Genomic DNA, 18,572 nt, shown 5'->3' with positions numbered 1-18,572 from the left:
TAGGGGAGAACATGCGACTCAACGATTTGAAACCAGCAGAGGGTTCCCGCAAGGAAAAGAAGCGCATTGGTCGAGGTTCGGGATCCGGCCTTGGCAAGACGGCGGGAAAGGGCCATAAAGGCCAAAAGGCACGCGCCGGCGGCGGGGTGGTGCCCTGGTTTGAAGGGGGCCAGATGCCGTTGCAGCGACGGGTTCCGAAAAGAGGGTTCCATAACCTTTTCCGCAAGGTCTACGCCGTGGTCAACGTGGGCGATCTCGAACGTTTTGCGCCGGGAAGCCAGATCGGACCCGAAGAACTGGCACGGGCCGGATTGGCGAAGAAAAAAGCGGATGGAATCAAGTTGCTGGGGGACGGGGACCTGAAGGTGGCCTTGTCGGTGCGTGTCCATAAGGCCAGCGCCGCGGCGGTCGCGAAGGTGGAGGCGGCCGGCGGTAAGGTGGAAATCCTAAGCTGAGAGGAACACGCGGGTGCTCACTGGCTTCCAAAATATCGGCAAAATCCCTGAGCTCAAGAGGCGTATCGCCACGACACTGTTGTTTTTAGCAGTATACCGGATCGGCGTGCACGTGCCGACACCGGGAATCAACCGGGAAGCTCTGGCCGCGTTCTTCGCCGCCGCACAGGGGACGCTCTTGGGTCTGTTCAATATGTTCTCCGGCGGGGCGATGCAGCAGTTGTCCGTCTTTTCGCTGGGAATCATGCCGTACATCAGCTCCTCGATCATCCTTCAGCTGCTCACGGTGGTGATCCCCCACTTGGAGCGTTTGAGTAAGGAAGGGGAATCAGGGCGGAAGAAGATCACGCAGTATACCCGGTACGGGACCGTGATCCTTAGCATTATCCAGGGGTTCGGGATCGCCTTCGGTCTGGAGGGCATGACGGGCCCCGGCGGCGAACCCGTAGTGCTGGCTCCCGGGTGGGGATTCCGCATCATCACGGTGATCACGCTTACGGCCGGCACCGCCTTTATCATGTGGTTGGGGGAACAGATCACGGAGCGGGGGATCGGAAACGGCATTTCTCTCATTATTTTTGCAGGCATCGTCGCCGGGATGCCTGGAGCCGTGGGCAACACCCTGAGGCTCATGCAAACCGGGGAGATGAGTGCTTTTAAGGCGCTCAGCCTTTTGGTCATCATGGTGGCCGTCGTCGGGTTGATCGTCCATGTGGAAAGGGGGCAAAGGCGGATTCCGGTACAGTACGCCAAACGGGTCGTGGGACGGCGGATGTACGGGGGGCAAAGCACCCATTTGCCGCTCAAGATCAACACCTCAGGCGTCATCCCGCCGATTTTCGCCTCGTCGATCATCATGTTCCCCGCCACCGTGGCGAATTTCATCCAGGTGCCCTGGATGCAAAACATTGCCAGAATGCTGATGCCTGGGCACTGGCTCTATTCGGTCCTGTATGTGGGGTTCATTATCTTTTTCTGCTACTTCTACACGGCGATCGTGTTCAATCCCATGGATGTGGCCGAGAACATGAAAAAGTACGGCGGTTTCATCCCAGGCATACGCCCCGGCCGATCGACGGCGGAATACATTGACCGGGTGCTCAGCCGCATCACGTTGGGCGGAGCTATCTATGTGTCCATCGTCTGCGTCCTGCCCACCATTTTCATCCAAAACTTCAACGTGCCCTTCTACTTCGGCGGCACGGCGCTCCTTATCGTCGTGGGAGTGGCCATGGACACGGTGGGGCAGATCGAAGCGCATATGCTGACGCGTCACTACGAAGGTTTTCTGAAATCGGGCCGCATCCGAGGGCGTCGATAAACGCCGTGGATCCTCGTGGATGCCGCAGGGTGATCGACGCTGTGGGGGCTGCATGATCAGGCGTTGGTGTGAACAGTCGTGAGTTGAAGGAGAGGGAGGGAGACGATGAACATCGTTTTGTTGGGACCGCCGGGGGCAGGTAAGGGAACACAAGCGAAACGCATGATCGAGCGCTACGGGATTCCGCAAATTTCCACAGGGGACATGTTGCGGGCGGCCCTGAAGGCCGGGACGCCGTTGGGCCTGGAAGCGAAGAAATACATGGACAAGGGCGCCCTTGTGCCCGACGAAGTGGTCGTGGGCCTTGTGAAGGAAAGGATCCAGCAGGACGATTGCCAAAAGGGGTATATGCTGGACGGATTTCCGCGCAACGTGAGCCAGGCGGGGACTCTGGACGCGATGCTCAAGGAGCTGGGACAAAAAATCGATCACGTCGTGTGCATTGACGTTCCGGACCAGGAACTGATTCAACGGTTGACGGGACGGCGGACCTGCCGTGAGTGCGGCGCGGGGTATCACGTGATGTTCGATCCCCCCAAAAAAGACGGTGTGTGTGATAAGTGCGGCGGTGAGTTGTATCAGCGCGACGATGACAACGAGGCCACAGTGACGTCCCGACTGAAGGTCTACGCGGATCAAACAAAGCCGCTGATCGAGTATTATGAAAAACAAGGGAAGTTGCGCAAGATCGATGGCCTTGGCTCCATCGATGAGATTTTTGAGCGGATTAAAGCGGTGCTGGGCTAGGGATCGGCTTGATCATTCTGAAGACAAAAGAAGAAATCGAGAAAATCCGAAAATCATGCCGGATCGTGGCGGAGGTCTTGGATCGGCTTCGGGAGGTTGTCGCGCCCGGGGTGAGCACGTGGGATCTCAACGCCATTAGCGAGGAAGAAGCCCACAAAAGGGGAGCCGTGCTGGCCTTCAAGGGCTATCACGGCTTTCCCTATGCCCTGTGCACGTCGGTGAACGAAGAAGTGGTGCACGGGATGCCGAGCAAACAGCGGATTCTCCAAGAAGGGGATATCGTCAGCGTTGATTTCGGTGTGGTCGTCGACGGGTATTACGGGGATGCGGCGGTGACCCTGCCTGTGGGTCGGATTTCCGAGGAGGCCGAGCGGTTATGCCGGGTCACTCGGGAAGCTTTGGAGCGTGCCATCGCCCAGGCTGTGGTGGGCAACCGACTGTCGGACATCTCGCACGCGGTGCAGAGCCATGTGGAACGATTCGGTTACTCGGTGGTGAGAGAATTTGTGGGGCACGGCATTGGGCGCAACCTCCACGAGAGTCCCCAGATTCCCAACTTTGGTCCGCCGGGCCGAGGCGTGAAGCTGAAGGCGGGCATGGTCTTTGCCATCGAACCCATGATCAACCAGGGCGGTCCGGAGATCCGCATTCGAGAGGACCGGTGGACTGCGGTCACGGCCGATGGGAAACTATCGGCACATTTTGAGCACACCGTGGCGGTGACGGAGAACGGGCCCGACGTCCTTTCCCTGTAGTTTCGAAAACTCTTTACAGAGTGCAAGAGTTAGGCGTAGAATAGTTTGTTTCGCAAATACGGGATGATGAGGACCTAAATTGAGGAAGACCCCATGGTGAAGGAAGAAGCGATTGAGGTGGAAGGCACGGTCATCGAGCCTTTGCCCAACGCCATGTTTCGTGTCGAGCTGGAAAACGGCCACCGCGTCCTGGCCCACATTTCGGGGAAGATGCGCATGCATTTCATACGGATTCTTCCCGGGGACAAGGTGACGGTGGAGCTTTCCCCTTACGACCTGACACGGGGCCGCATTATCTACCGAGCCAAAAGCTGACGAATCATCGAGTTGTCGGGCAGAAGGGAGTGGATCATGAAGGTGCGGGCGTCAGTCAAAGCCATCTGCCGCAAATGCAAGATCATCCGTCGACATGGGCAGGTGCGCGTCATTTGCGAGAATCCAAAGCATAAACAGCGTCAAGGCTAATTGGAGGAAACGGCATTGGCACGGATTGCAGGCATTGACCTACCGAAAAACAAGCGCATGGAAATCGCCCTGACCTACATCTACGGCATCGGGCGAAGCACGGCGTTGAAGATTCTTGAAGAGGCCAAGGTGGCTCCCGGAACCAAGTCCGACGACCTGACGGAGGAACAGATTACGGCCATCCGGCGGGTGATCGACACCCATTACAAGGTCGAAGGGGATCTTCGGGCCGAGGTTTCCATGAACATCAAGCGCCTGATGGATCTGGGGTGCTACCGAGGTCTGAGGCACCGCCGGGGCTTGCCGGTGAGAGGGCAGCGCACCCATACCAATGCCCGGACGCGCAAGGGTCCACGTCGATCGGTGATCGGAAAACGCAAAAAGTAAGGAATTGGAGGCACAATGGCACGGGGCAGAGGTGGTCCGCGAAAGAAAAAAGAGCGGAAAAACATTCAGAACGGCATCGCGCACATCCGTTCGACTTTCAATAACACCATCGTGACCATCACGGACATGAGTGGGAATACCATCTCGTGGGCCAGTGGGGGGAACCAGGGATTCAAGGGATCGCGGAAAAGCACTCCGTTTGCCGCGCAGACGGCGGCTCAGGCGGCTGCGAAGGCGGCCATGGAACATGGGCTCCAGAACGTGGAAGTCTACGTGAAAGGACCCGGATCCGGCCGTGAGGCGGCCTTGCGGGCTCTTCAGGCCGCGGGGTTGAATGTGACGGTGATTCGAGACGTGACACCCATCCCTCACAACGGATGTCGGCCGCCGAAGCGCCGGCGTGTGTAATGTCTGATATGGTCGGGCGATCGTAAAGTCGCCATGCGTACAAGGAGGAATCGGTTTGGCTCGATATACTGGTCCACAATGCCGGCTGTGTCGGCGGGAAAGCATGAAACTCTACCTCAAAGGCGATCGGTGTTATTCGGACAAATGCGCCTTCGAACGCCGCAGTACCGCTCCGGGACAACACGGACAGCGCCGAGGCAAACTTTCCGACTACGGGGTGCAGCTCCGAGAAAAGCAAAAGATCAAAAGAATGTACGGCCTCCAGGAAAAGCAGTTCAAATCCTATTTCAAGGAGGCCGATCGCCAGAAGGGCGTCACAGGGACCAATTTCCTGATTCTGTTGGAGCGGCGTCTGGACAATACGGTGTTCCGTTTGGGGTTCGCCAACTCCCGGTCTCAAGCGCGCCAACTGGTGCGGCACAATCATTTTCTCGTCAATGGTCGAAAAGTGAACATCCCGTCCTATCTGTTGCGCCCGGGCGATGTGATCAGCGTGAGGGAGAAGAGCCGGCAATTGGAGGTCATCAACGAGGCTTTAGAGGCGCTGCCTCGCAGAGGCCTGGTTCCGTGGCTTGAATTGGACAAAGACGCCTATAAAGGAACCTTCCGAAGTTTGCCGACTCGGGATCAGATGCCGCTACCCGTGCAAGAACATTTGGTCGTGGAGTTCTACTCCAAGTAATCTTTTACACACCTTTTCAGGTCAGGCTCAGAGGGTCCAGCGAAATGGCAGGGTCCTCTGTCCGTTTTGTGAGGCCGGCACGTGGAGGAACGGCTTTCTGGGCCGGTCGAGAGGTGATGAGGGCGGGTATGGAGAAAAACTGGCGCGAATTGATTCGACCGAAACCCCTTTCGGTGGAGTCTGGGGAAGATCCCCGACGCTACGCAAAGTTCACGTGCGAGCCGCTGGAGCGCGGTTTCGGGACGACTCTGGGAAATGCGCTGCGACGCGTGTTGTTGTCGTCGCTGAGAGGCGCCGCAATCACTTCCGTGAAGATCGACGGCGTGCTCCATGAATTTTCGTCGGCACCGGGAGTGGTGGAGGACGTTACCGACATTGTCCTCAATTTGAAGGAAGTTCGGCTGCGCCTCAACGGCGACGGGCCAAAACGCCTGATTTTGGAGAAGTCCGGGGAAGGTCCCGTAGTGGCCGGAGACATCCGGACGGACTCTTCCGTGACCATTCTCAACCCAGACAAACACATCTGCACGCTCGCTCGTGACGGCAAGGTGCGTATGGAACTGGTCGTGGAAGAGGGCAAAGGCTATGAGCCTGCAGAATGGGATAGCGAGAAGGTCGACACCATCGGGACCATCCCGATCGATGCGATTTTCACACCGGTGCGCAAGGTGAGCTACAATGTGACCCAGGCCCGTGTGGGACAGCGCACCGACTACGACAAGCTGACCATGGAAATTTGGACCGACGGCAGCGTGACCCCGGAGGACGCTCTGGCTCTGGCGGCGAAAATCCTGAAAGATCAACTGAGTGTCTTCGTGAATTTCGAGGACTACGAGGCGCCGGCCTTCACGGAGGAGGCTCCCCAAGAGCCGGTTTTCAATGAACACCTCTTCCGCAGTGTGGATGAATTGGAATTGTCCGTACGGAGCGCCAACTGCCTGAAAAATGCCGATATCCGGTATATTGGAGAACTCGTCCAGAAGACAGAGGCCGAGATGCTTCGCACGAAGAATTTCGGACGCAAGTCCCTGAATGAGATTAAAGAGATTCTGGCGGAGATGGGGCTGTCTTTAGGGATGAAGTTGGACAACTTTCCAAGCCGTGAGGAGATTGAACAAAGAAGAAAGGAAGAGGAATAGCCATGCGCCACAGGAAATCGGGTCGGAAGCTCAACCGGACTTCCAGCCACCGGTCGGCCATGTTTCGCAATATGGTGACATCGTTGCTGGAGCATGAAAGAATCGTGACGACAATTCCCAAGGCCAAAGAGATTCGGCGGTGGGCGGATTCGATGATCACGCTGGGCAAACGTGGGGATCTCCATGCACGACGACAGGCGCTGGCCGTTGTCCGCAGTAAAGATGTGGTGCGAAAGCTGTTTACGGAACTCGGCCCACGCTATCAAACCCGCCCGGGCGGTTACACGCGGATCGTCAAAATGGGCTTTCGCAAAGGTGACGGCGCTCCCATGTGCCTCATCGAACTGATGGGAGCCGAGATCAAGGCAAAGCCGAAGAAGAAAGACCACTCTCAGGAACAAGGCGCGAAAGAGGCCTAACTGCGCGGGCGGCCGCCGTCATTGGGTCCCTTGGTGACAAGGGGGGTCCAGCGTGGGATCGGGATCGGCAGCGCCGGCGCGTGGAGGCGCCTGAAGGGCGGGGAGATCTCGCGAGATCATGATGCCGGCTCCATAAGGAGAGATGATCGGGGTTTCATGGATGTTCCGAGAGGAACGTGGGATCGTGCCGATTCTTTGAGGGGAAGGGGCTCGGTGAGACCCGCACAGCCGGTTCGAAGTCCGCAGGGTCCGAACGGCGACGCTGTGAAAGTGAAAGGGCGGCAGGAGACGTGGAACAGCCCAGCGCATGAGGCGATGGGCTGTTTTTTTTGTGGTCGCAGGGGGTCATCCCAAGTCGCGGCGTTGATAGAACAGACAATGGGCGCACGTAAAACCAGCCCAAAGCCCCTTAGCCGCCTTATCCAGGCAGTCGTCATAGTGGGGACAGTCAAAATAGCGCACCCCTCGACCTTCTCGGCATGCCACAGGATGCGGCACCGCCCCGTCCCTTGGAATGACAGAGGATTTTTGTGAATCTTTCGCGCTTCTCACAGACGGCATACCTATCCTCCTGAGACCTACGGAGTACTGTGATCCGCATTGTCAGTTAATCACCAGCACGCGGAATGCAAGGGGAGGTTTCTCGGGGGCACCGGCCGAATAAAGGGGATGTGATGAAGGCGGTTTCGCAGCGGCTGAAGAAAATCCGCAACATTGGAATCATCGCGCACATCGATGCGGGAAAAACCACGGTCAGTGAGCGGATTCTCTACTATACGGGGCGCTCGCACAAGATCGGTGAAGTCCATGAAGGAACCACAGTCATGGACTGGATGGAGCAGGAGCAGGAGCGTGGGATCACCATCACCTCCGCCGTGACGACGTGCGAATGGGCTGGGCACCAAATCCAGCTCATTGATACCCCAGGGCACGTGGACTTCACCATTGAAGTGGAACGTTCGCTGCGGGTGCTTGACGGCGCCGTGGCCGTGTTTTGTGCCGTAGGGGGCGTGGAGCCCCAGTCGGAGACGGTGTGGCGCCAGGCGGACAAGTACAGAGTGCCCAAAATTGCCTTTGTGAACAAAATGGACCGCATCGGGGCCGATTTTCATCACGTGGTGGAGCAGATCAAGGAGAAGCTTCAGGCCAACCCGATCCCTATTCAGATTCCTGTGGGGCGGGAATCGGATTTCAGGGGAGTGGTGGATCTCATCCACATGCGGCAAATCGTCTGGAAAGATGAAACGTTAGGGGCGGAATACGTCTATACCCCTATCGATGCTCACGTTGCGGAAGCTGCCGCGGAAGCCCGAGACGAGCTGGTGGCAAAGGTTGCCGAATGGGACGATGGGATTATGGAAAAATACGTGGAAGGGCGGCCCATCGCTCCCGAGGACATTGAGCGGGTGTTGAGGCGCCTGACACTGGAGTTGGAGGCCGTCCCGGTGCTGTGCGGCGCGGCGCTGCGGAACAAAGGGATTCAGCCGCTCCTCGATGCCGTGGTCCAATTCCTCCCATGTCCGTTGGATATTCCGCCGGTTCAAGGGGTGGATCCCAGCACGCAACAGACCGTCGAGAGGCTGGCGGACGACAGTGAACCTTTGGCGGCACTGGCTTTCAAGATTTTCATGGATCAGGGCCGTAAGCTCACCTATGCCCGGATCTACTCGGGAAAGCTGCGCGCGGGAGATACCATCTACAACGCCAGGCAACGCACACGAGAAAAGCTGTCCCGCATTTTCCGCATGCATGCCAACAAAAGAGAACGATTGGAGGAGGCCGGCGCCGGAAGCATCGTTGCTCTGATGGGCCTCAAATCGGCCGGAACAGGCGATACCCTGTGCGACGAGAAACACCCCATCTTGCTGGAACCCATTGATATCTACGAACCGGTCATTTCGGTGGCCGTGGAGCCGAAAACCCGGGCGGACCAGGAAAAACTTCCCGAGGCCCTGGCCAAGCTGGCCGATGAGGATCCGACGTTTCGGTACAAGGAGGATCCGGACACAGGTCAGATGGTTATCCGGGGCATGGGGGAGCTCCATTTGGAGATTCTCCTGAGCCGCCTGGAGCGAGACTATGCCGTGGGGGTGAACGCGGGAAAACCCCAAGTCGTCTATCGCGAGACGATTCAGAAGCCAGCCCTGGGGCGGGGGGTGTTCGAAAGGGAAATCGGCGGGGTCAAGCATTTTGCGATTGTCGAGCTCAGTGTAGAGCCTCGGGAACGCGGGAAAGGGAACCTGGTGGTTCATCGCGTGCGCGATGCGTCCATCCCGGAATCCTGGCTCCCCGTGGTGGAAGCAGGTGTGCAGGATGCCTTCACCAGTGGTGAGCTCATGGGATATCCTGTGGTGGATGTGGCGGTATCCGTGATCGGCGGAGAACATCGCGAGGGGATGTCTACTGAACTTGCGTATCGTGTGGCGGCCACCATGGCTTTCCGTGATGCGTTCGCCAAGGGGGAGGCGATTCTCCTGGAGCCTTACATGAGTGTGGAGGTGCTGACGCCAGACGAATTCCTCGGGGATGTCATCGCCGACTTGAACTTACGCAAGGCGCGTATTGAGGGCATTACGTCCAAGAAGGGCATCCAGGTTGTGGAAGCCACCGTGGCGCTGTCCAAAATGTTTGGATATTCCACGGCACTGCGGTCGGCCAGCCAGGGCCGGGCGACTTTCACCATGCAATTTTCGCGTTATGATGCACTAAGTTCTTAAAAAGGCTTTGCGTTCATCGTCTAGGCTTGGTAAATAAGAATGTCTATCCGAGAGACGGCAGGCTCCTGACCCTCATCCAACCCTGTGGCGTGCCGGACGCCTTAGGGGATGATTCCAAGAAAACCCCCAAGAGGGTTTTTTTGTTGCTGAAAGGCAGGTGAAATCTGAATGACCGAACCGGAGGCTAGGGAGAGTTTCGAAAAAAAGATCCGTAAACTGCGAAAGGACTTCCAAAAGAACGTCCAGCCCGTTTTACGGCGTCATAACTATTACCTCTCCAAAGGTGAGCGCCGCCGTATCAAGCGGAAAAAAGCGATCAAAAGGATTCAGCGCCGAATGCGTCGCTTGCAGGGCATGTAATCATGCTGGTGGGGCGCCGGATCCGGCGCCGTGTCTCTAGGGGGTGGGTGCCCCCGGTCGGTGAGCCTGCAGTTTGCCATGAAAAAACCCCGGATCCGTCCGGGGTTTTTTTATGGGGCCAGGTGAGGCCATGGATGCTCATGACCGGATGATGCCTGTTCCACCGTGCCCTGCGTCCTCTTTGGGTTGTTCAAGAGAAGAACTCAGTTGACCGCGGGGACCGGCATAAGCCGGTCCATCCGCTCCCACGGTGCATCACGCGGGGAATTTCGCACGTCCTCCTAGAGCTTCCCGAGAATGTTCCGGGAGATGACCAGCCGCATGATCTCGTTGGTGCCCTCGTAGATCTGCGTGATCTTGGCATCCCTCATGTGGCGTTCCATGGGGTATTCCTTGCAGTATCCGTAACCGCCGAGAATTTGAACCCCTTCAACGGCAGCCCACATGGCCGTGTCCGACGCATACATTTTGGCCATGGCGGCTTCTTTTTCATAGCCCTTCTTATTCTGTTCAAGCCATGCCGCCCGCAGGGTCAGCAGTTCTGCGGCGTCCAACTGGGTGGCGATGTCCGCCAGCTTCCACTGGATCGCTTGGAAAGAGGCGATGGGTCTTCCGAACTGCTCACGGGTCTTACTGTAGGCGATGGCTTCTTCCAAGACAGCTCGGCCGATACCGATGGCTTGGGAGGCGATGCCGATGCGGCCGCCGTCCAAGGTGGTGAGCATCTGCTTGAAGCCTTCACCCTCTTTGCCCAAGAGGTTTTCTTTGGGAATCCGGGCGTCCTCGAAAATCAGCTCCGCTGTACCTGACGCGTTGATGCCCATCTTTTCTTCCACCCGGCCCACCCGGAATCCAGGCGTATTGTGGAGGTCCACCAGGAAGGAACTGATGCCTTTATAGCCTTTTTCCTTGTCGGTGACGGCGGCGAGGACACAGTATCGTGCCACGTTCCCGTTGGTGATGAATTTCTTTTCACCGTTAATGACCCATTCATTGCCGTCCAGAACGGCGGTAGTGCGCATTCTCGCAGGGTCGGATCCTGCGCCGGCTTCCGTCAGGCCGTAGCAGCCCAAATATTCACCGCTAGCCACCGGAGTCAGGAATTGTTGTTTTTGTTCTTCTGTCCCATAGGTGTATACGGGAAAATTATACAGACTGTTGCACACGCTCATGATAACGCCGCACGAAGCGCACGCTTTGGAAATTTCGATCATGGCCAGCACGTAGCAGATATAGTCCATGCCGGCTCCCCCATATTCCGGGGGGATGGTGATGCCCATGAGCCCAAGTTCTCCCATTTTCTTAACGATCTCTTCGGGATGGCGATGGGTGCGGTCCAATTCGGCGGCCACCGGGGCGATTTCTCTCTCGGCGAATTTTCGCGCCATTTCTTGGATCATTTTTTGTTCTTCGGTCAGCTCAAAATGCATGGTGTCCGTCCTCCACAGCGATTGAGGTGTCCTCTAAGGGCGCTTCCGGGCAAGTGTCCGAAAACCGCCCACATTTTTTCCATCAAGCCGATGACTGACTCATGAAAGGCCTTTTGGCCGTCGTTTGCGGCAGCCGCTAAGCCCCCTTCCGTGGGTCCAGGTTACGCGGTGAAAGAACCCTTGAATTGGGGCTTTCTCTTTTCCAAGAAGGCCAATGCGCCTTCCCTGGCGTCTTCACTGGCGAAACACAGGCCGAAGGCTTCCGCTTCCAACAGGCAGCCGGCCTTGAGATCGGCATCCACGCCTCGGTCAATGACGAACTTGATGGCTCGCAACGCCAGAGCGCTCCTGGTCGCCAAGCCTTTGGCGATCTTAAGGGTTTCTTCCACCAGGGATTCATGCGGGAAGACCTTTGCCACCAGACCGAGCTGCAAAGCTGTGGGTGCGTCGATCATTTCCCCGGTCATGCACAGCTCCTTGGCCTTGGCCCGTCCCACAAGCCGGGCCAACCGCTGCGTGCCGCCGAAACCGGGAAGGATGCCGAGATTGATTTCCGGCTGGCCGAACTTGGCTTTCTCGGAAGCGTAAATGAAATCGCAGCTCATGGCCAATTCCAAGCCACCGCCGAGGGCGAAGCCGTTCACGCAGGCAATGACAGGTTTGGGGAGGTCTTCCAAGCTGAAAAACACGTCCTGGCCTTTCTGGGCAAAGAGTCGAGCTTGCAGCGGATTCATTTTAGGGAACTCGCTGATGTCGGCTCCGGCCACAAAGGATTTGTCTCCGGCCCCCGTCAACACCACGACTCGAATGGTGTCGTCTTCGCGGACGTTTTGCACGGCTTGTTTGAGCTCTTCAAGGGTTTCGGGATTGAGGGCGTTGAGAGATTTGGGGCGGTTGATGGTGATGAGCGCCACGCGGTCCTGCACATCGAAGAGGATGTTTTGAAATGCCATGGTGAGACGTCTCCTTTAGCGCAGTTAACGTTCGATGGTTATGGCACAGCCTTGGCCGCCACCGATACACAAAGTGGCCAAACCCTTTCGCGCCTGACGTTTGTTCATTTCATAGAGAAGGGTGGTCAGAATCCGGGCCCCGGAAGCACCGATGGGATGACCGAGCGCAATGGCGCCGCCGTTGACATTGACAATATCGGGGTTCCATCCCAACTCTTTGTTCACGGCCAGAGCCTGCGCGGCGAAAGCTTCATTCGCTTCGACCAGATCCAAATCCTGCACGGACCAGCCGGCTTTTTTCAAAGCCTTGCGGCTTGCCGGGATCGGACCCGTTCCCATAACGGCTGGATCGACGCCTGCCGAGGCGTAGGATCGAATGGCGCCGAGAGGAGTGAGGCTCAAAGCAGCAGCTTTCTTTTCGGACATGACAACGAGGATGGCGGCTCCGTCGTTAATCCCGGAGGCGTTGCCGGCAGTGACTGTTCCGTCTTTTTTGAAAGCCGGCGGGAGTTTCGCCAAGGCTTCCAAAGTGGTCCCGAACCGCGGGTGTTCGTCCGTATCAAACAACACGGGCGGCCCTTTCCGTTGGGGGATTTCCACGGGAACGATCTCGTCCTTGAACCGCCCCGCCTTGATGGCTTGTTCCGCTTTGGTCTGGCTCGACAGAGCGAATCGGTCCTGCTCTTCTCGGCTGATCCCGTACATGGCGGCCACATTTTCCGCTGTAATACCCATGTGATATCCGTTGAAGATATCCCACAAGCCGTCGTGGATCATGAGGTCCAGAAGCTGACCGTGTCCCATGCGTTGTCCCCAACGCGCCTGGGCCAGCGCATAAGGACAGGCGCTCATGTTCTCGATGCCGCCGGCGACGACGATCTCGGCGTCGCCCAGAGCCACGGCCTGGGCCGCCAAAATCACGGACTTGAGTCCGGAGGCGCAGACTTTGTTAATGGTCATGGCAGGGACTTCATGGGGAACGCCGGCGTGCACGGCCACCTGCCGGGCGGGGTTTTGGCCCTGACCTGCCTGGAGGACGTTTCCCAAGATGACTTCATCCACCTGATCGGGAGAGAGGCCGGCGCGCTTGAGGGCCTCTTTAAGGGCGATGACACCGAGCTGAACTGCGGAGATGTTCGCGAGGGATTTTCCGAAAGAACCGACGGGTGTTCGAACGGCACTGACGATGACGGCTTGCTCCATGGGCACCTCCCGGGGATGGCCTTGCCGCGGCCCAAGGCAAAGAAATCGCACGCCGCGGCGGATCTTTAGTGAAAGGAATTCAGTCCTGACCTACCGCATCCCATATACGGGATGCCTTTGAGGATGTCAAACGCAACGGCAACCGCGGCTGACGTCACCCGTCCCTTGGGAAGACAAAAAACATGTCCGGAGAAGGCCTGTGCAGCCTGGTCCCCAACACCATTCCATGGGGTGCTCACTGCAATCTCTATAAAAGTTCTTACGCTCGGAGACAGGCCCATTTTCCTCCGGGAGACAGGTGCAGGAACAAGGCGTTCCCTTTAAGGAATATGGATCACTCAAGACGAGAAGATGCCCCTCCGGCACGACGCCTTGGGTCACGTCTTCGAGCCGTTTCGGTCATCCGTCGGTGCTGGAGGCGACCCGTTCAGGGCGTTGCGACGACCAGGCATTCCCGGAGAACGGGGATCAGAAAGCTTTTCTGCAAAACGGTCCAGATTATTGCGGGGACCGATGGCGATGAGGGTATCCCCCACGTGAAGCTTCTCACGGGGGGACGGATTGTAGATCATCACCCCGTCTTGACGTTTGATGGCGACGATGATGAGGTTGAAGTCGCTGCGAATTCCGGAGTGCATGAGATCTTTCCCCGCGAGGTCCGAGGCCGTCGGAATGACCATCTCTTCCATGGACAGCTCCATCCCTTCCCCGGACAGGGCCAGTTCCAGGAAGTCCGTCACAGTGGGGCGGAGAATGTTCTGGGCGATCCTGAGAGCCCCGCTGGCATAGGGAGAAACCACACGATCCGCACCGGCTTTCAGGAGACGTTTTTCCGTGCCGGGAGAACTGGCTCGGGCGCAGATAAACAGGTTGCGGTTGATATCCCGTGCGGTGAGAACGATGAACACGTTGTCCGTGTCGCTATGCACAACGGCCACCAGCCCTTTGGCTTGGAGGATGCCGGCGGCATAGAGGTTTTCCTCTTCTTTGGCGTCGCCGATGAGATGAGGCACGCCCAGTTCCTGGAGCCGGGCCGCCGCTGTTTCGTCCACCTCAATGACCACCATGGGAACGTCGTGGCGCAGGAGCTGGTCCACGATAAATTTTCCCATTTGGCCGTAGCCGCAAATGATGTAGTGGTCTGTGATCCTCTGGAGCTGTTTCTTCACGCGACGCCTCCGGTAGACTTCCACAATGCTGCCTTCCATGAGCATCTGCCCCAGGTAGGCAATATGATAGGCCACAAGGCTCACTCCGCTGGCGATGAGGAAAATGGTGAAGATGCGTCCCGTGGGATCCAACGGCCGCACTTCGGTATAGCCGACGGTGGTGAGGGTGATCACGGTCATGTAGAGGGCTTCGAGGAAGGTGTAGTCGCACAAATGCATGTAGCCGAAAACCCCAAAAGCCAGAATGATCAGGGAGGATCCTCCTATGACCAAGAGACGCTGGCGAAAGGGGGCCGGCCCACGGGCCATGGTGCTCTCCGACTTTGCGGGTAAAAGTGCTTCTGGAATCGGCTACTGGGCGGGCGAGTGCGACCCCCGCCGCATTCTAGGCTCCATGGATGATCCTGCCTTAGAGGACACACGGCGGCCTTCGGCCGTCCTCGGCCCGACCCGTTTCTCAAGGCACGAAATGGAAAAAGCCGCGTCGAGCGGCGGCTTTCGTGTTCTTTATGGGGTGAGTGATCGGACTCGAACCGACAGCCTCTGGGGCCACAACCCAGTGCTCTGACCTATTGAGCTACACCCACCACACCATATTTTTCCCTTAGAAAGCAGAGGCTTCCTAACACGAACCATGCCCGGACGGCAAGAAAAAATTTTCCCGGCTTTTTTGCTTAAAGCTCCCCCCCTCGACTGCCGATAAGTCCGATGAAATGCTCGAGCTTACAAGGCCGGTCACGAAATGACAAAAAGGAGGCTAGGCATGAGTGTGACACAGGTTGGCAGTCGGCAAGAAGAAACGCGCGTTCGGGAAGGCAAGTACCTCACGTTTTCCCTCGGGGGCGAGGAGTATGGCATCGGCATTCTCAAAGTCAAGGAAATCATCGGCATGATGCCCATCACCCCAGTGCCTCAGACACCGGTTTTCGTCAAGGGGGTGATCAACCTTCGAGGCAAAGTCATCCCGGTCATCGACTTGAGGCTGAAGTTCGGTATGGACTCCATTCCTTACAACGAGCGGACATGCATTATTGTCGTGGAGACTTCAGGTTTGGCGGCCGGACGGGTGATGATGGGCCTGGTCGTCGATTCGGTCTCAGAGGTGGTGAACATCAAGGAGGATGACATCGAAGACACGCCATCCTTTGGCACTCGACTTTCCACCGAGTACATCCTCGGCATGGCCAAGGCGGGAGAATCCGTCAAGATTCTTTTGGACATCGATCGCGTGCTCACCAGCCAAGAAATGAGCTTTCTGGAAAAGGCGGCTTAATTTGTGATGCTCGAAAGGAAAGCAACCATGCGAACATGGAGCCTCAAAGGGAAACTGTTGGCCATCGGCGGAACCTTGGTTGTCTTAAGTCTAGCGGCTACGGGATCATTTTCCACATGGAAGGCGGCTTCGGCGCTGCGGGAAGTCGCGGAGCAGGCCGCCGTCACTCAAGCCCAAGGGTTGGCATCTATGGTCAACGCTGTGCTTGACGGGGAAATGTGGTCGGCTCGAGCACTTGCCTCCATCGACACGCTCCAGGCGGCGAGGGAAAAAGTCATCTTGCAGGGACCGGAAGCCGCTCAGACCGAAATTGAAGCCCTGAACCGTGAGTTTCTGTTACTTCTTAAGAACATCGGTGACAATTATGAAGGAGTTTTTGTCTCCGATGCCGCGGGGGCGCTTTATGCCGGGATCACCGCCGACGGCAAAACGGATGTGTACAAAGGGGTCAAGATTGCCGAACGACCTTATTTCCAAAAAGCGAAGGCGACCGGGGAGGTTGTTATTGGGGAGCCGGTCATTTCCAAGGTTTCCAATCAGCCGGTCGTTGTGGTTGCCGTGCCGCTGAAAGGACCAAACGGGGCTTTTCAGGGTATGCTCGGACTGACCGCCAGAATAGATTTCCTTATCGATACCCTCAATAGGACCAAAGTGGGCAAGACCGGCTATGCCTATATGGTGGACCAACATGGCCTTATTATTTCGCACCCCAACAAGGATTTCATCCTGAAGCTGGACCTCACCAAGACCCCTGGGCTGGAAAGCCTCGCCAAAGCCTTGGCTTCAGGCACGGCGGGGGTGGTCGACTATGTCTTTAAAGGGGACAAGAAAATCTCCGGTTATGCTCCCGTAGGCATCAACGGGTGGATGGTGGGTGCGACCCAGCCGGCATCGGAATTTCTCGAGCCGGTGCGCCGTCAGGTCACGGGGATGCTCACCATTGGAATCGCGGCGCTTCTCATCACCCTTGGCGTGTTTTATGTGTTTTCTCGACGGTTGACCCAACCCATCATGGAATCAGTGACCGGCCTCAAGGAAGGCGCCGAACAGGTGGCGGCGGCGGCGTCCCAGGTGTCGGGAGCGGGCCAACAGCTGGCGGAAGGTTCCAGCGAACAAGCGGCGTCTCTTGAAGAGACCTCCTCGGCTCTGGAGGAGATGGCTTCCATGACGCGTCAAAACGCGGATAATGCCAGTCAGGCGGACGCCATCGTGAAAGCGGCCCTGCGCGACATTCAAGAGGCCCAAAGATCCATGGAAGCCTTGACCCAATCCATGCGCCAGATCGCTTCGGCCAGTGAAGAAACACAAAAAATCATTAAGACCATTGACGAAATCGCTTTCCAAACCAACCTGTTGGCCCTCAACGCCGCCGTGGAAGCGGCCAGGGCGGGAGAAGCGGGGGCGGGGTTTGCGGTGGTGGCCGACGAGGTGCGAAACCTTGCCATGCGGGCGGCTGAAGCGGCGCGTAACACGGCTCAGCTCATTGAAGACACAGTGACCAAGGTCCGGCAGGGGGATCGTGCCCTTGGGGAAGCCAATGACGCTTTCGTTAAGGTTGCGCAGGGCTCCAGCCGGATTGGGGAACTAGTGGGTGAGATCGCGGCAGCCTCGGGAGAACAAGCCGAAGGGATTGATCAGGTCAACCGGGCCGTAGCTGAAATGGATAAGGTGGTGCAGAGGAATGCGGCCAATGCCGAAGAGTCCGCGTCGGCGGCTGAGGAACTCCATGCCCAAGCCGAACAAATGCACCAATACGTGATGCGACTGGCGGCCCTGGTGGGAGGCGACGGTAAAGCGGGGGGAATCAGGATATTCCGTAAGAAAAAAGAGACCACCCGGTTCAGCCGTCCCGTCTACGGTCAATCAACGACTGCGGAGGAAAAACCGGCCAAAAAGGCCGGTAATGGAAAAGCCGGGGGGGCTTTGGCGAAGGTGTCTAAACCCCAAAAGCCGGAAGAGCTTATCCCATTTGATGAGGACTTTAAGGATTTCTAGAGGCTTGCCTCGAAACGGTGAACATAAGTTTCTTGGAGGGATGACCTCTTCGGCGTTCGCATGGTGTCTGGGTGGTTGGTGGCTCGAAGGTGAGGATCGGGCACCTAAGTGAGCGCAGGAGCGCATCCCTCCGGTCATACCGGAGAGCTGCCTTAGGTTATTCGTCTGAGTGAGCATCTCGCGTTGCTTGTTTTTCTAAGACGAGACCCTGTTACAGACTACTCTCCTGACCATGATTGCGGCGGTGCCAACGGCTGCAGACGGCCTTGCCATTGTGATCATGGGTCAGAAAATCAACCATGCGTGTTGAGGAGTTCGGCAGGTGGTCAGCCGGGCTCTTCAGGAATCCATCAGAGAAATGAGAATCGGCGCCCTCGTGACCCCAATGGGTTGTTTTTGGCGACTCTGCCAAGAAAGCCCATTGGGTTATGGAATTGCTTAAAAGTACGAGGTCGTCTGGTTCCGATGTCGGCGATTTTCTAACCTTTCTTGTTTGGTGAGTCTGAGGAAAGCTGGCGAAAAGTTTTTTTGTCCTTACCTTGTACCCATGGTTTTGGGGCTGGGTCTTTTCCAGTCGCTCGAAGTTTTTTAGAGATGACATGTATCCATACCGATGAGAGTGTCGGCATGTTTCGATTGGACGGATCGCAAATCCTCCTTGTGGTGCTGAAACCGGTCGAAGGCCTGGCGAACG

At 57.2% G+C, this 18,572-nt stretch carries 20 protein-coding genes and 1 tRNA gene; 15 read left to right on the top strand and 6 right to left on the bottom strand.

Translation table 11 applies throughout. From position 1 onward, the window contains the following. The first annotated feature begins 11 nt into the window (after positions 1 to 11). From rplO to rplQ, 11 genes are all read left to right on the top strand, one after another. Positions 12 to 455 carry a 50S ribosomal protein L15 gene (rplO, locus tag ACZ5K9_RS00900; RefSeq protein WP_464272556.1) on the top strand — a complete coding sequence of 148 codons (444 nt, stop codon included), beginning with the start codon at positions 12 to 14 and terminating at the stop codon, positions 453 to 455. A gap of 13 nt (positions 456 to 468) precedes the next feature. Next, entirely contained in the window at positions 469 to 1,776 is a 1,308-nt protein-coding gene (gene secY, locus ACZ5K9_RS00895; protein ID WP_464272555.1) for a preprotein translocase subunit SecY, read from the top strand. Positions 1,777 to 1,881: 105 nt separating this feature from the next. Then, the gene (locus ACZ5K9_RS00890; protein ID WP_464272554.1) at positions 1,882 to 2,523 is read left to right on the top strand and encodes an adenylate kinase; all 642 of its coding nucleotides are present in this window, start codon (positions 1,882 to 1,884) and stop codon (positions 2,521 to 2,523) included. Positions 2,524 to 2,531: 8 nt separating this feature from the next. After that, the gene (map, locus tag ACZ5K9_RS00885; RefSeq protein ID WP_464272553.1) at positions 2,532 to 3,278 is read left to right on the top strand and encodes a type I methionyl aminopeptidase; all 747 of its coding nucleotides are present in this window, start codon (positions 2,532 to 2,534) and stop codon (positions 3,276 to 3,278) included. Between the two features lie 93 nt (positions 3,279 to 3,371). Then, the gene (gene infA / locus ACZ5K9_RS00880) at positions 3,372 to 3,593 is read left to right on the top strand and encodes a translation initiation factor IF-1 (protein ID WP_445892746.1); all 222 of its coding nucleotides are present in this window, start codon (positions 3,372 to 3,374) and stop codon (positions 3,591 to 3,593) included. 36 nt (positions 3,594 to 3,629) lie between these two features. Then, a complete protein-coding gene (rpmJ, locus tag ACZ5K9_RS00875; protein WP_464272552.1) occupies positions 3,630 to 3,743 on the top strand; it encodes a 50S ribosomal protein L36 in 114 nt (37 codons plus the stop codon). 15 nt (positions 3,744 to 3,758) lie between these two features. Next, entirely contained in the window at positions 3,759 to 4,130 is a 372-nt protein-coding gene (rpsM, locus tag ACZ5K9_RS00870) for a 30S ribosomal protein S13 (RefSeq protein WP_464272551.1), read from the top strand. Positions 4,131 to 4,145: 15 nt separating this feature from the next. After that, the gene (gene rpsK / locus ACZ5K9_RS00865) at positions 4,146 to 4,538 is read left to right on the top strand and encodes a 30S ribosomal protein S11 (protein ID WP_464272550.1); all 393 of its coding nucleotides are present in this window, start codon (positions 4,146 to 4,148) and stop codon (positions 4,536 to 4,538) included. A 55-nt stretch (positions 4,539 to 4,593) separates the two neighbouring features. After that, positions 4,594 to 5,220: a 30S ribosomal protein S4 gene (rpsD, locus tag ACZ5K9_RS00860; protein WP_464272549.1), complete on the top strand. Its 627-nt coding sequence runs from the start codon at positions 4,594 to 4,596 to the stop codon at positions 5,218 to 5,220. A 128-nt stretch (positions 5,221 to 5,348) separates the two neighbouring features. Continuing rightward, positions 5,349 to 6,359: a DNA-directed RNA polymerase subunit alpha gene (locus ACZ5K9_RS00855; protein WP_464272548.1), complete on the top strand. Its 1,011-nt coding sequence runs from the start codon at positions 5,349 to 5,351 to the stop codon at positions 6,357 to 6,359. Between the two features lie 2 nt (positions 6,360 to 6,361). Then, positions 6,362 to 6,778, top strand: a complete 417-nt coding sequence (gene rplQ, locus ACZ5K9_RS00850) for a 50S ribosomal protein L17 (protein ID WP_464272547.1) — start codon at positions 6,362 to 6,364, stop codon at positions 6,776 to 6,778. Positions 6,779 to 7,123: 345 nt separating this feature from the next. Here rplQ and ACZ5K9_RS00845 read toward each other — a convergent pair whose 3' ends face one another. Beyond that, complete coding sequence (locus ACZ5K9_RS00845) at positions 7,124 to 7,339, bottom strand: hypothetical protein (protein WP_464272546.1); 216 nt, start codon at positions 7,337 to 7,339, stop codon at positions 7,124 to 7,126. A gap of 113 nt (positions 7,340 to 7,452) precedes the next feature. Here ACZ5K9_RS00845 and fusA point away from each other — a divergent pair, with 113 nt between their 5' ends. Further along, the gene (fusA, locus tag ACZ5K9_RS00840) at positions 7,453 to 9,495 is read left to right on the top strand and encodes an elongation factor G (protein ID WP_464272545.1); all 2,043 of its coding nucleotides are present in this window, start codon (positions 7,453 to 7,455) and stop codon (positions 9,493 to 9,495) included. A gap of 168 nt (positions 9,496 to 9,663) precedes the next feature. Further along, positions 9,664 to 9,855, top strand: coding sequence for a 30S ribosomal protein S21 (locus ACZ5K9_RS00835; RefSeq protein WP_445892738.1), 192 nt, complete (start codon positions 9,664 to 9,666; stop codon positions 9,853 to 9,855). A 281-nt stretch (positions 9,856 to 10,136) separates the two neighbouring features. Here the strand turns inward: ACZ5K9_RS00835 and ACZ5K9_RS00830 are convergent, their stop codons facing one another. From ACZ5K9_RS00830 to ACZ5K9_RS00810, 5 genes are all read right to left on the bottom strand, one after another. Continuing rightward, a complete protein-coding gene (locus tag ACZ5K9_RS00830; protein WP_464272544.1) occupies positions 10,137 to 11,285 on the bottom strand; it encodes an acyl-CoA dehydrogenase in 1,149 nt (382 codons plus the stop codon). A gap of 161 nt (positions 11,286 to 11,446) precedes the next feature. Next, a complete protein-coding gene (locus tag ACZ5K9_RS00825; protein WP_464272543.1) occupies positions 11,447 to 12,238 on the bottom strand; it encodes an enoyl-CoA hydratase-related protein in 792 nt (263 codons plus the stop codon). Positions 12,239 to 12,262: 24 nt separating this feature from the next. Then, positions 12,263 to 13,441 carry an acetyl-CoA C-acetyltransferase gene (locus tag ACZ5K9_RS00820; RefSeq protein ID WP_464272542.1) on the bottom strand — a complete coding sequence of 393 codons (1,179 nt, stop codon included), beginning with the start codon at positions 13,439 to 13,441 and terminating at the stop codon, positions 12,263 to 12,265. A gap of 377 nt (positions 13,442 to 13,818) precedes the next feature. Then, positions 13,819 to 14,919, bottom strand: coding sequence for a potassium channel family protein (locus ACZ5K9_RS00815; protein WP_464272541.1), 1,101 nt, complete (start codon positions 14,917 to 14,919; stop codon positions 13,819 to 13,821). Positions 14,920 to 15,120: 201 nt separating this feature from the next. After that, a tRNA-His gene (locus ACZ5K9_RS00810) sits at positions 15,121 to 15,197 on the bottom strand. Positions 15,198 to 15,373: 176 nt separating this feature from the next. On the opposite strand from ACZ5K9_RS00810, the gene ACZ5K9_RS00805 reads away from it, so the two are divergent. Continuing rightward, positions 15,374 to 15,883 (top strand): chemotaxis protein CheW, encoded by a 510-nt coding sequence (locus ACZ5K9_RS00805; protein WP_464272540.1) that lies wholly within the window; start codon positions 15,374 to 15,376, stop codon positions 15,881 to 15,883. A gap of 27 nt (positions 15,884 to 15,910) precedes the next feature. Continuing rightward, positions 15,911 to 17,878, top strand: coding sequence for a methyl-accepting chemotaxis protein (locus tag ACZ5K9_RS00800; protein ID WP_464272539.1), 1,968 nt, complete (start codon positions 15,911 to 15,913; stop codon positions 17,876 to 17,878). Positions 17,879 to 18,572: the final 694 nt, after the last annotated feature.

This window comes from Desulfosoma profundi, assembly GCF_055387865.1.
This window is presented reverse-complemented; position numbering and strand designations above follow the sequence as displayed.

Coding starts and splice junctions, on each gene's coding strand:
- rplO (WP_464272556.1), top strand. CDS start 12: ATGCGACTCAACGATTTGAAACCAGCAGAGGGTTCCCGCAAGGAAAAG.
- ACZ5K9_RS00890 (WP_464272554.1), top strand. CDS start 1,882: ATGAACATCGTTTTGTTGGGACCGCCGGGGGCAGGTAAGGGAACACAA.
- infA (WP_445892746.1), top strand. CDS start 3,372: ATGGTGAAGGAAGAAGCGATTGAGGTGGAAGGCACGGTCATCGAGCCT.
- rpmJ (WP_464272552.1), top strand. CDS start 3,630: ATGAAGGTGCGGGCGTCAGTCAAAGCCATCTGCCGCAAATGCAAGATC.
- rpsK (WP_464272550.1), top strand. CDS start 4,146: ATGGCACGGGGCAGAGGTGGTCCGCGAAAGAAAAAAGAGCGGAAAAAC.
- ACZ5K9_RS00855 (WP_464272548.1), top strand. CDS start 5,349: ATGGAGAAAAACTGGCGCGAATTGATTCGACCGAAACCCCTTTCGGTG.
- rplQ (WP_464272547.1), top strand. CDS start 6,362: ATGCGCCACAGGAAATCGGGTCGGAAGCTCAACCGGACTTCCAGCCAC.
- ACZ5K9_RS00845 (WP_464272546.1), bottom strand. CDS start 7,339: ATGCCGTCTGTGAGAAGCGCGAAAGATTCACAAAAATCCTCTGTCATT.
- fusA (WP_464272545.1), top strand. CDS start 7,453: ATGAAGGCGGTTTCGCAGCGGCTGAAGAAAATCCGCAACATTGGAATC.
- ACZ5K9_RS00835 (WP_445892738.1), top strand. CDS start 9,664: ATGACCGAACCGGAGGCTAGGGAGAGTTTCGAAAAAAAGATCCGTAAA.
- ACZ5K9_RS00830 (WP_464272544.1), bottom strand. CDS start 11,285: ATGCATTTTGAGCTGACCGAAGAACAAAAAATGATCCAAGAAATGGCG.
- ACZ5K9_RS00825 (WP_464272543.1), bottom strand. CDS start 12,238: ATGGCATTTCAAAACATCCTCTTCGATGTGCAGGACCGCGTGGCGCTC.
- ACZ5K9_RS00820 (WP_464272542.1), bottom strand. CDS start 13,441: ATGGAGCAAGCCGTCATCGTCAGTGCCGTTCGAACACCCGTCGGTTCT.
- ACZ5K9_RS00815 (WP_464272541.1), bottom strand. CDS start 14,919: ATGGCCCGTGGGCCGGCCCCCTTTCGCCAGCGTCTCTTGGTCATAGGA.
- ACZ5K9_RS00805 (WP_464272540.1), top strand. CDS start 15,374: ATGAGTGTGACACAGGTTGGCAGTCGGCAAGAAGAAACGCGCGTTCGG.
- ACZ5K9_RS00800 (WP_464272539.1), top strand. CDS start 15,911: ATGCGAACATGGAGCCTCAAAGGGAAACTGTTGGCCATCGGCGGAACC.